Genomic DNA, 9847 nt, shown 5'->3' with positions numbered 1-9847 from the left:
CTTTGGTCTCTTGTTTGCCATTCGTGGTCCTCCGTTTCCTAAACATAACGGTGGACCAGTTCAGTTGGGGAGGCCCACCGCTCTGACACCGAAACGCAAAGCCAGAACGGCGAGACCGAGAAGCGCCGCACCGACCGCGAGGTGACGTGCAAGGCGCAAAACGGACGCATCGGCGCGCTTGGAAAAGAGAACGATGAACAGGACGCTACCCATCGCCAGCAACGCCGCACCGTAGCCAAGTGCCTTCGCCAAAATGGCCAAGACGACGACACCATCTATAGGGGACAGTCCGGTCACTCAGCGACCGTGAAAGAAAAGCTGCCCTGCATCGGGTGACCGTCGGAAGCCATACCGCGCCAGTCGAAGCGGTAGCTTCCCGGTGTGAGCTCTTCCAGCGGCACAGCCCGGAATTCCGTAGCAGGATCCATGCCCGTTTCGCGTTCAATTTCGACGTCGCCATCTGGGGAGGTGAGCGTAACCGAGATGATACGCATCGGATCATCGAACCGCATGGTAAGCTCCGGCACATCCGTGACAGACGCGCCGTTAGCCGGTGTCGTTGCTTCGGACTTCGAATGCGCAGCCGCAAGCATTGGAGCCATTGCTGCGGCCAAACCGAAAAGAGTTTGTTTGATCATCTGAGTTGTCCCCTATTCGGATTGGGCATTCAGTTCATCGTGGTATTCACGAAGATCATCGGGCCAGGTTGATTTGATAAAAGATAGGACCGCTATGATTTCGTCATCGCTCAACACACCTTCATAGACCGGCATACCGGTTGGGGGCGCATTTTCCATCAGTCCGGCCAGGCCAAATTTAGTCAGGGTGAAAAGCGTTTCATCATCGTGGTGCCACGTATGACCTGTGGCGTCATGCGGCGGTGCTGGCAGCAAACCATCCTCGCCGCGTATCTGCCAGTTTGGCTGTCCTTCAAGGTTCTCACCGTGGCAGGTAGCACATTGGTCCGCGTATATATCTTGGCCAACGGCGACCAGCTTCGCGTTATCCGGTGTCAATAGACCGACCGCTTCGGAGGGCTGGGCCAGAACGAAAGCTACGGCGAAACCGGTGAGCGCAAGCCCACCGGTGACCAAGAGTGTTGTGCGCCCTAGCATCAGGTGTCGAACGGCTGCGCGGTGCCCGCACGGTAGTATACTGTACCGGCCCCAGCCTCTCCCCCAAATGCAATGACGTCGTAACGGGCGGACGGATCGTCGCCCATACCAGGGGAGCCCATTGGCATGCCAGGAACGGCAAGCCCTGTAATGTCAGGCCGATCCTTCAACACGGCTTCCAGTGCTTCAAACGGCACATGGCCTTCAAAGACATAACCATCGGCTTCTATCGTGTGACAGGATGCGAGGTTCAGCGGGATACCCCGCGCTGACTTCTGTGCTTCGGGGTCGGTCAGTTCCTCAACGGTGACGGCGTAGCCACGTGCGCGAGCCAAGTCAGCCCATGCGTGACAGCATCCGCAACCTGGTGAGCTTAGCACATGCATTGGGGTGCCTGCTCGGACGGGAAGAGCGGTCGCGATGAGAGCAGTTGCAGACAGTGTGGTGAAGTGACGACGTGTGATCATGTCTGTCGGTCCTTTGATGTGAAATTTGAACGGATTGCGGGCGGGCGCCCGTTGCCGTTCAGGCTTTCGGAGGACCGGTGGGGACGCCCATTGCGAGGCCCGAAAAATCGGAATCAGCTTGCGTCACACCACACTCTGAGATCGCCAATGGAGCAATCGGCGAAATCCCCGCCGCGGCGACAAGATCACCAAAACAGGATGCTGAACTCATGCCGCTGGTGGTGTCGCAACAATCCGCAACAGCTTTCTCGGCATTAGCCAACGGATCGTCGTCCGCTATTTGAGCATGATGACCAGAATGATCCGATCCATGGGTCAAGCCATGCTTCACGGACGCTGCGGATGCGCCAGAGAATGCAACAACAAGAAGTATCGACAGGACCAGGCGAAACATACCAAATACCTACTGTCGGTATGTGGTTTTGACAAGTTACGAGGATGTGTCGCCATGTACATCCTAGTTGCACTCATTGTGGGTGCGCCACATCTCTGGATCATGCCCGTCCGGAACAGTGTTACATGAATCACCTGAAATTCCGGTAAAACTGAATTTTGACTGACCTGCTTATTTGTCGGCAACGGAAAGGTCAGCAAATACGCGCCTAACCCAAGGTGTTGCCGGTGATGAAGGTGTACGAGCTTTCTACCAGATCGATGACGACATCCAGCTCTTCGGGTGTGGTCGGAGTATAGATCATGACAAAGCCACTCCATCCGGGGCGTTGATCGGCCCAAGGGTGTCCTACGGCCCAGCCAGCCTCAATTGCCCTTCGCGCCATTTCTGGGTCGAGCGAGGCGTGCAAGCTGCCATCAGGATGCATGTGCGCAAACTCAAACCCACCGACGATAGAGTTCGGTTGGGACAACAACATATCGGGATCAAGCTGAAAGCCAATCGCGCCAGGTAATGATATGCGTGTGGGGCCAAGTATGACCCCCGGGAATTGCGCAACTCGCTCCAGCAATAGCTGGGCCAAATCGGCATTAATTTCGACACCAATCTGAGTGTGCGGCACGCCGCTTGTCGTTTCAGGACGGGGCGAGGTGCGCTCCGGCAAGGAGCGCTCTTGCGCGGACGCCATTGAGCACATCAATGTCACTACCGTCACAGCAACCGCCAATGTTCTCAGGTGTACATTCATCGTGTTGACCATCCGCCAAAATCAAAGATTGAGTGCTCAGCGCCGTATCGGTGCCCCTGCACGCATCATTCAGCTTTTAACGCTTCGATATTGATCAAGAGCTCTATCTCGTCGCTCACCGCAGGTGCAAAGGCCCCAAGTCCGAATTCAGACCGCACGATAGTCGCCGTGGCAGCCAGCCCCAAGGTCGGCGTGCCCTCTTTTGGGCCAAACGGGTATGGCGCTGACTTGTTAAGCGTTGTTTCCAGAACAACAGGTTTGGTGACGCCATTCATGGTCAGGTCGCCAGAAATATTCGCGGTATTGTCCCCGGTGACTTCTATGCTGGTCGAGGAGAATGTGACCATGTCACTGTCACTCGCACTGAAAAAGTCTTCGGACATGAAGTGTTGCATACGGGCGTCCCAGCCCGTGATCATGGATTTCACAGGCATAGACACTGTGACAGATGACCCAGACGGATCATCTTCGTCGAACTCTATCTCACCGCTAAAACCTGAGAACATTCCATATGTTTCTGAGAACCCGATGTGGTTGTAGCTGAACAATACCTGACTGTGTCCAGGATCCAGCTCGTAAGTGCCGCTCTCGGACAATGCGATTGTCGCGCCCATCGATAAGAGTACCGCCAGCGGGGTTGCTGCCACTTTGAACATTGATACGCTCCCATTTTGACAAGACGTGTTTGTGGAATTGAGTTTTGGGATTTAGGTTTTGGCTGACCATACTTTTAAGACAAAATGTTCTACTATGCAACAAGTTGTTCTATAGGAGGATTGATTGAAAGAAGATCCTAGGCTGATCGCCACACGACAGACTGCGCTTGATGCTGCGCAAAAGATACTCATGGATGAGGGTGTGCTGCACGTAACTCATGGCGCAGTTTCTAAGGCAACGGGCATTTCGCGCAGCACACTTTATAGGCACTGGCCAGATGCGCGCAGTCTGCGTGATGCAGCATTCAGGCGCATCGCAACACCGCCGAACATACCACCCAAAACCGATGGCCCGCTACGATCTGACCTGCGCTGGTTACTCGGTGTACTGATGGGGGCCTTGAATGACACACCATGGGGCCAAATCGCGCCTCAGGTGGTCGCCGCTGCGTCCACCGATGAAGAAGCACGGCTGGTGATCACGGAATTCATGAAAGACAGGTTCGCAAGTGTTGAAGCAGTATTTGCAGCCGCAATAGACCGCGGTGAGATTGCCGCGGATGTTCCGGTTGAACAGCTTATAGAACTAGCAGTCGCGGCACCTTATTTCCGCAAGCTCATACGTCACGAGGCCCTGGACGAAGAATGGTTAGATCGACATGTCGATCTGCTTTACAATATCGCGAAAACCAATTCGGGGCAGTGACCATCGCCTTACTTTGCAATCAAAGCGACCTGCAACAGGCGCGAGATTTCGGCAAAGCAGCAGATTAGATCAAAAGCATATCCAGCTAGTTCCCAATAGCGGTTGCTCCAAAAGGTCTCGGCAAAGACTCGCAATGATCGTTCTTCGAATTTTGCAAAGTCCGCGTTCTGCGCATTTCTGTAATTCGGGCAACGCGCGGCATCGGCCAAAGTGGGCTCGATGCGGCCATTCTCCGCGGCTTGCATGTTTGGCAGGTCCAGCCCAATCCGGACACTTAATCCAAGACTTTGCAATTCCGACTTGCGGACAAAACTGACCTTGGCGTCTACACCTTCGCTGACGCAGGATCCACCGCACTGGCAGCAACAGCTCTTCCCTTCAACAGGGAAAATCGCCAAAGCGGCCGTTCCACAACGGGCTTTGGAGCTCCTTGATCGCTCTTTGACCAGACGGCGCTCTGGCATGGAAACAAAGGGGCTTGGCTCAGCGCATAGCCAAAGCTAGCGAATAGGCGTCAGGATCATGAAATTGGGCTTCTTCGCGCAAGCAGGGCGAAGACAGGCAACATTGTTAGGATCCAGACCACGCTATAAATTGCGGATGGTATGGCATATTCGCTTAACCCATTGGTGTTAGGCAACAGCAAAGTGGCAATTGCGATTCCCAAAGCTCCGTTTTGAACGCCGGTCTCAATTGAAATCGTCTTCGCCTCGATGTCTGTGCATCCGAGCATCCCTGAACTCATGATGCCAATAAACGTGAGTGACGCACCTACAACAAAAAGTGCGGGTCCAAGCCTAAGGTAGTTATCCGCGACCACCACCCAGTTTGAAATGATAGCGCCTCCGATGACCATCGCAAAAAGTAGCATAGAGACCTTGCTAAAGATTGGTTCGACCGCAGCTACAATTCGCGGCGCCAAGGATCGCGCGATCACCCCGGCTAGGATCGGTGAAGCTGTTAAAAAAAACATTGCTAAAGCCGTCGAAGAAATGTCGATAGCGGGCGCAGTTGCCCCCATGAACATCTGCATCGAAAACCCCAGGATGAGCGGTACGGTAACGACACAAGTCAGACTGAAGACTGCTGTAAGAGTAACGGACAAAGCGACATCCCAATTCGAAAGCTTGGTCACGATGTTACTGATCGCCCCGCCCGGACAGGCCGCTAAAATCATGATGCCAACGGCTGCCTCAGCGGAAATTCCAAAGATAAAAGTCACCATTAAAGCGATGAAAGGCAGCAAAATGATCTGGTTGAGAGCGCCGACGCAAAAGGCCCGTGGACGTCGTCCGATACGTTGAAAGTCAGCCGCTGTGAGTCCGAGGCCAAGGCAGAACATGATGACAACAACTGCGAGCGGCAGCAGCACAGATATGAAAATTTCGCCCATCTACCATGACCTCTATGGCTGCATGCTTCCGCACGCTTTCGGACGATACCGTTCAGAAAACCTGATGACGAGTGTTATCAGTTTGGCGCATTTATCCTCAAGCGCCCGAAGATCGAGGCTGTCTCTATTTATTATACCTATCACAGGGTTGGACGATCTGGCGTGAAAGAGCTTTCCAGTGCTAATCTCACTGTATGGCAAGTGTAACTTACGCATTCGCCCGCGCGATGGCCAACGCCGCCGGGATGACGCTAAACGACGATGGCGCCCTGATTTCGAATGGCGCTGTCGTGCTGCGTCTACCAGAAGCTCAAGACGGCCAATTGGCGGATGATGCGTATTTCGATCTGATCGATTGGATTCGTGCGCAACAAGCGGACGAGGCCGCGTTGGTTGAGGACTATGCGAACGCGATTGCAACCGATGATCTCGGCGTCCTTGGCCTAGCCGTAAAGACAGCTCCGACCTTGCGGCAATCTTTGCAACGGATCGAGCGTTATTTTCGTCTCGTAACGGACACCGCAGTTTACAGACTTGATGAAACCGGCGATCCGGTCCTTTGGATTTTTGAGGGACAAACATCACATCGCGCTGCCTTGGAGCTGCGCAACGAATGCGCGCTTGCGGCCTTTGCGAGGAACATGCATCGGTTTGTGGGTGATGGGTTGTCGCTCGCATATGTCACGTTTCAGCATCCATGCAGACAAGAACCAGAGCGTTACGCCGAATATTTCGGGTGCCCGGTTCGATTTGGGAGCGCCCACAACGCCATTGCTATGCGCCCTGCTATGCTGGAAAGCGAAAATCGTCTTGGCGATCCGGGCTTGTCAGATTTCATGACGAAGCACCTGGATGAGGAGTTCAACTCTCGCGATGACGACACCTCACTGAGCCAAGCAATTGTCCACCGGCTCACACCGGCCCTGAGTAACGGCGCGCCGCAAGCAGCGCATGTCGCTCAAGAGATGGGAATGAGCGAGCGCACGCTTTACCGCAGGTTGGCCGAGGAAGGGCTGACCTATCGCGACGTTCTTGGTCAGGCACAAGTTGCACTTGCTCGTGACCTGCTCCGTGACGGTAAGGCTTCCATAGCCGAGATCGCCTTTATGACCGGGTTTTCGGAACAGAGCACGTTCAGCCGCGCCTTCAAGCGCTGGGTTGGCCAGGCTCCGGCACGATTCAGGCAGCAAGCGACCTCCGACTAGGCACACACCTCAAGACCACATGGCAGGTTCGGCCAAAACCTTGGCAGGGCGGGCCGATACCTCAATCGATGTGGTGCATAACTTCTTCTTTGTCAGATCCACCTGGGGCGCTGCCGAGTAAAGCAAACCCATTTGCCCCTCTCAGACAAAGGAAATTTGCAATGAGCAATCATGACCACAAACATGGAGCAAGCTGCGCTTGCGACGTCACGCCCGAACGCGTTGATATGGCGCGCCGGCGACTCTTGCAACAAGCCGCCGGTGCGGCCGCGGCAGGTACAACAATAGTGGCTGGCGGGCAGGCCCTTGCCGCGACCGACGAAGCACGCGCCTACTATGCTGACCCGGAAAATCCAGGCCTTCCCCAAATCGACATGACCATCGAGCCGGGGCGTACTGCGCTTGTGGTGACCGACCCCCAGATTGATTTTTTGTCAGAGGACGGTGTGACGTGGGGCGTCGTTGGCGAAAGCGTGACCGAACAGGGCACGGTCGACAATATCGAACGGCTTTTCATTGCCGCCAAGGCTGCGGGGATGCCGGTCTTCATCTCGCCCCACTATTACTACCCACATGACCACAAATGGGAGTTCGAGGGCACTCTGGAAGCGACGATGCACAGCATCGGCATGTTTGACCGCCTGGGACCGCTCAATTTGGACAACTTCGAGGGCTCAGGTGCCGACTGGATGCCGCAATACAAGAAGTACATCGAGGATGGCGAAACCATCATTTGCTCGCCACACAAGGTTTACAGCCCTGCTCAGAATGACCTGAACCTGCAATTGCGTAAACGCAAGATCGACAAGGTGATCCTCGCGGGGATGTCGGCGAACCTGTGTACGCAGGCGCATCTCTACGAGCTGCTGGAGCTGGGCTACGAAGTCGCTGTCGTTCGCGATGCCACAGCCGGGGCCAAGGTGCCTGAAGGTGACGGGTATCTCGCCGCCATCATCAACTTCCGCATGGTCGCCAACGGCGTCTGGTGGACCGACGACGCGGTTGAGCGCATTGGCCAATCGGCCTGACCCAAATCGATCTTCAAATTTGATCCTAGCATCCTGAAAGGACATATCATGACACGCATCTTTACATTTCCCGCGCTTACAACAGCGTTGACTCTCGCCCTGGCGGCGGCGGCATTGGCTGACGATGAATACAACGTTTCGAACAGTCTTACCTTGACTGGGCAGCCCCTCGGCATGCATGGCGTCGATCCTGTATCGATGTTTGAAGCCGAAATACCCGAAATGGGCAACGCCACTTTTACATCGGCCCATGATGGAGTGGACTACTATTTTGCGTCGCAGGCAGCGAAAGCCACATTCGAGGCGGATCCGACGGCACATCTGCCTCAATTCGGCGGGTTCTGCGCCTTTGGTGTCTATGTAGGCAAGAAGCTTGATGGCGATGTTCGGTATGCCGATATCGTGGACGACAAGCTCTATCTCTTTGTGAATGAGGAAATCTTCAAAAAGTACCTTGAGGACAAAGAGACCGTGATCCAAGGCGCCCATGCCAAGTGGGCAGACATCCACCACACGCCTGTCGGCAGCCTTTGATCGAGGAATTTGGTGGCTTTTGCCGGTCGGAGCCACCGCTGCCTCTCCCCTCCCCAAAAGGCCGGCATTTCTCCAAGACGCCCTGTCCGCAATGACAATTTGCGTGCGTCGAAAACTCTTCCCAAAGGAAACCAGACATGACTGATTTTGAGACCTACACAATCGCCTCAGCCCCTGATGCCGCGAAACCAATTCTGGAAGCATCGCTGAAAGGATATGGTTTTGTGCCCAACCTTTATGCGGCCATGGCCGAAGCGCCCGCAATTTTGGAAGGCTATACGACACTTTCCAACATCTTTGGAAAGACCAGCCTGTCAGAGACTGAGCGCCAGATCATCCTTATGACTAACAACCGGTTGAACGGGTGCAAGTACTGCATGGCCGCCCATACCACTCTTTCACAGATGGCCGGTGTCCCCGAAGACGTGATCGCAGCGTTACGCGATGGCAGCCCTATCGCCGACCCCAAATTGGAAGCACTGCGCAAATTCGCCATCGTGATCAACGAAAGCCGAGGCTGGCCCAGCGACGCACAGGTCGAAGCGTTTCTGACGGCTGGTTACACACGCCGATCTATGCTGGAAGTCATCCTCGGCACAGCGTTGAAAACCCTGTCGAACTATACGAACCATGTGGCGGAAACCGCGTTGGATGATGCCTTTGTGCCAAATGCATGGATCGCCTCGGTCGCGGCAGTGGCTGAATAGCGCGACGCCCGCCCATTTGTTAATCTTGCTTTTGGACCTGTGTTTGATTCCCGACAAGAAGGGGATCTGATTTTAGACGTCCGACAGCAAAGTCAACAAAGGTGCGCACCTTCGCAGACACGGTTCGTCCCTCTTGATGCACAAGATGGATGGGGACTTCGGGTGGTTCATACGACTTTAGAACAGTCTTGAGCCGCCCATCTGCAATGTAGGGTGCGACTTGATAGGACAGAAGCCGCCCGACACCATGACCTTGCAAGGCCAACTCGATCACAGCGTCATTTGTGTTCATGCTGATGCGTGGGCTCATGCGTTTGGTGACAGTCTTTCTGCCCCGTTGAAAATGCCATTGGGCCGATGCATTCAAGGCAGTTGAATTAATGATTGCATGGCAGGATAAATCATCGGGCGTATCTGGTTCGCCATATTGGTCAAGATATTTACGGGAAGCAAACGCGACCTGCCTCACCGTACCACACCTGACAGCCATCAAACTGGAATCAGCGAGGTTGCCAATTCTGATCCCGACGTCGAGACCCTCATCAATCAGATTGACCACTCGGTCCACATAGAGCGTGCGCGCTGAGAGCTTTGGATACAGATCCAGAAATTCGCCCAAAATTGGAGTGACGAACATACGGCCAAACAGGACAGATGCAGTAACACTAATTTCCCCGGTCGGTTCGGCATAGGAACCGACAGCGGCGCGCTCGGCCTCTTCAAGGTCAGCCAGAATACGTCTGGCATCCTCAAAAAACCTTTGCCCGCTATCAGTCAGCATCACTGAGCGCGTTGTGCGTACAAAAAGACGTAGCCCTGGGCCTCCCCAACTGAACTGGTCCACCGTTATGTTTAGGAAACGGAGGACCACGAATGGCAAACAAGAGACCAAAG

The 9847-nt window shown here is 54.6% G+C and carries 15 protein-coding genes; 5 read left to right on the top strand and 10 right to left on the bottom strand.

The genetic code is table 11. The features are described from left to right. Window positions 1-60: 60 nt before the first annotated feature. From AC2FJ6_RS20655 to AC2FJ6_RS20625, 7 genes are all read right to left on the bottom strand, one after another. Window positions 61-297 carry a hypothetical protein gene (locus AC2FJ6_RS20655; protein WP_496669838.1) on the bottom strand — a complete coding sequence of 79 codons (237 nt, stop codon included), beginning with the start codon at window positions 295-297 and terminating at the stop codon, window positions 61-63. Then, window positions 294-638, bottom strand: coding sequence for a copper resistance CopC family protein (locus AC2FJ6_RS20650; RefSeq protein ID WP_496669836.1), 345 nt, complete (start codon window positions 636-638; stop codon window positions 294-296). Before AC2FJ6_RS20650 ends, AC2FJ6_RS20655 begins: the two co-directional genes overlap by 4 nt. A 12-nt stretch (window positions 639-650) precedes the next feature. Continuing rightward, the gene (locus AC2FJ6_RS20645) at window positions 651-1115 is read right to left on the bottom strand and encodes a c-type cytochrome (RefSeq protein WP_496669834.1); all 465 of its coding nucleotides are present in this window, start codon (window positions 1113-1115) and stop codon (window positions 651-653) included. Continuing rightward, entirely contained in the window at window positions 1115-1450 is a 336-nt protein-coding gene (locus AC2FJ6_RS20640; RefSeq protein ID WP_254428789.1) for a DUF411 domain-containing protein, read from the bottom strand. The genes AC2FJ6_RS20645 and AC2FJ6_RS20640 overlap by 1 nt, the downstream gene beginning before the upstream one ends. 190 nt (window positions 1451-1640) lie before the next feature. Continuing rightward, window positions 1641-1976: a hypothetical protein gene (locus AC2FJ6_RS20635; RefSeq protein ID WP_496669832.1), complete on the bottom strand. Its 336-nt coding sequence runs from the start codon at window positions 1974-1976 to the stop codon at window positions 1641-1643. 208 nt (window positions 1977-2184) lie between these two features. Further along, window positions 2185-2724: a luciferase domain-containing protein gene (locus AC2FJ6_RS20630; RefSeq protein WP_496669830.1), complete on the bottom strand. Its 540-nt coding sequence runs from the start codon at window positions 2722-2724 to the stop codon at window positions 2185-2187. Between the two features lie 65 nt (window positions 2725-2789). Next, window positions 2790-3380: a YceI family protein gene (locus tag AC2FJ6_RS20625; protein WP_496669828.1), complete on the bottom strand. Its 591-nt coding sequence runs from the start codon at window positions 3378-3380 to the stop codon at window positions 2790-2792. A gap of 124 nt (window positions 3381-3504) precedes the next feature. Here AC2FJ6_RS20625 and AC2FJ6_RS20620 point away from each other — a divergent pair, with 124 nt between their 5' ends. After that, window positions 3505-4086 carry a TetR/AcrR family transcriptional regulator gene (locus tag AC2FJ6_RS20620; RefSeq protein WP_496669826.1) on the top strand — a complete coding sequence of 194 codons (582 nt, stop codon included), beginning with the start codon at window positions 3505-3507 and terminating at the stop codon, window positions 4084-4086. Between the two features lie 8 nt (window positions 4087-4094). Here the strand turns inward: AC2FJ6_RS20620 and AC2FJ6_RS20615 are convergent, their stop codons facing one another. After that, a complete protein-coding gene (locus tag AC2FJ6_RS20615; protein WP_496669824.1) occupies window positions 4095-4331 on the bottom strand; it encodes a hypothetical protein in 237 nt (78 codons plus the stop codon). A 275-nt stretch (window positions 4332-4606) separates the two neighbouring features. Then, on the bottom strand, window positions 4607-5479 hold the full coding sequence (locus tag AC2FJ6_RS20610) for a bile acid:sodium symporter family protein (protein WP_496669822.1): 873 nt from the start codon (window positions 5477-5479) through the stop codon (window positions 4607-4609). A gap of 227 nt (window positions 5480-5706) precedes the next feature. Between AC2FJ6_RS20610 and AC2FJ6_RS20605 the strand changes: the two genes are divergently transcribed. The 4 genes from AC2FJ6_RS20605 to AC2FJ6_RS20590 all read left to right on the top strand — a co-directional run bounded on the left by AC2FJ6_RS20605 (window position 5707) and on the right by AC2FJ6_RS20590 (window position 8953). Further along, on the top strand, window positions 5707-6684 hold the full coding sequence (locus tag AC2FJ6_RS20605) for an AraC family transcriptional regulator (protein WP_496669820.1): 978 nt from the start codon (window positions 5707-5709) through the stop codon (window positions 6682-6684). 161 nt (window positions 6685-6845) lie between these two features. Continuing rightward, window positions 6846-7712 carry a cysteine hydrolase family protein gene (locus AC2FJ6_RS20600; protein ID WP_058282012.1) on the top strand — a complete coding sequence of 289 codons (867 nt, stop codon included), beginning with the start codon at window positions 6846-6848 and terminating at the stop codon, window positions 7710-7712. 48 nt (window positions 7713-7760) lie between these two features. Beyond that, window positions 7761-8246 carry a YHS domain-containing (seleno)protein gene (locus tag AC2FJ6_RS20595; protein ID WP_170790462.1) on the top strand — a complete coding sequence of 162 codons (486 nt, stop codon included), beginning with the start codon at window positions 7761-7763 and terminating at the stop codon, window positions 8244-8246. 137 nt (window positions 8247-8383) lie between these two features. After that, window positions 8384-8953, top strand: coding sequence for a carboxymuconolactone decarboxylase family protein (locus tag AC2FJ6_RS20590; protein ID WP_496669818.1), 570 nt, complete (start codon window positions 8384-8386; stop codon window positions 8951-8953). Between the two features lie 19 nt (window positions 8954-8972). On the opposite strand, the gene AC2FJ6_RS20585 is transcribed toward AC2FJ6_RS20590, so the two are convergent. After that, entirely contained in the window at window positions 8973-9734 is a 762-nt protein-coding gene (locus AC2FJ6_RS20585) for a LysR substrate-binding domain-containing protein (RefSeq protein WP_496669816.1), read from the bottom strand. Window positions 9735-9847 lie beyond the last annotated feature (113 nt).

It is taken from the genome of Ruegeria sp. CDSA089 (genome assembly GCF_059612205.1).
This window is presented reverse-complemented; position numbering and strand designations above follow the sequence as displayed.

Bases quoted from the DNA above. Each gene is read 5' to 3' on its own strand.
- AC2FJ6_RS20605 (WP_496669820.1), top strand. From the start codon at position 5,707: ATGGCCAACGCCGCCGGGATGACGCTAAACGACGATGGCGCCCTGATT.
- AC2FJ6_RS20595 (WP_170790462.1), top strand. From the start codon at position 7,761: ATGACACGCATCTTTACATTTCCCGCGCTTACAACAGCGTTGACTCTC.
- AC2FJ6_RS20625 (WP_496669828.1), bottom strand. From the start codon at position 3,380: ATGTTCAAAGTGGCAGCAACCCCGCTGGCGGTACTCTTATCGATGGGC.
- AC2FJ6_RS20650 (WP_496669836.1), bottom strand. From the start codon at position 638: ATGATCAAACAAACTCTTTTCGGTTTGGCCGCAGCAATGGCTCCAATG.
- AC2FJ6_RS20615 (WP_496669824.1), bottom strand. From the start codon at position 4,331: ATGCAAGCCGCGGAGAATGGCCGCATCGAGCCCACTTTGGCCGATGCC.
- AC2FJ6_RS20630 (WP_496669830.1), bottom strand. From the start codon at position 2,724: ATGAATGTACACCTGAGAACATTGGCGGTTGCTGTGACGGTAGTGACA.
- AC2FJ6_RS20610 (WP_496669822.1), bottom strand. From the start codon at position 5,479: ATGGGCGAAATTTTCATATCTGTGCTGCTGCCGCTCGCAGTTGTTGTC.
- AC2FJ6_RS20645 (WP_496669834.1), bottom strand. From the start codon at position 1,115: ATGCTAGGGCGCACAACACTCTTGGTCACCGGTGGGCTTGCGCTCACC.
- AC2FJ6_RS20590 (WP_496669818.1), top strand. From the start codon at position 8,384: ATGACTGATTTTGAGACCTACACAATCGCCTCAGCCCCTGATGCCGCG.
- AC2FJ6_RS20635 (WP_496669832.1), bottom strand. From the start codon at position 1,976: ATGTTTCGCCTGGTCCTGTCGATACTTCTTGTTGTTGCATTCTCTGGC.
- AC2FJ6_RS20585 (WP_496669816.1), bottom strand. From the start codon at position 9,734: ATGCTGACTGATAGCGGGCAAAGGTTTTTTGAGGATGCCAGACGTATT.
- AC2FJ6_RS20600 (WP_058282012.1), top strand. From the start codon at position 6,846: ATGAGCAATCATGACCACAAACATGGAGCAAGCTGCGCTTGCGACGTC.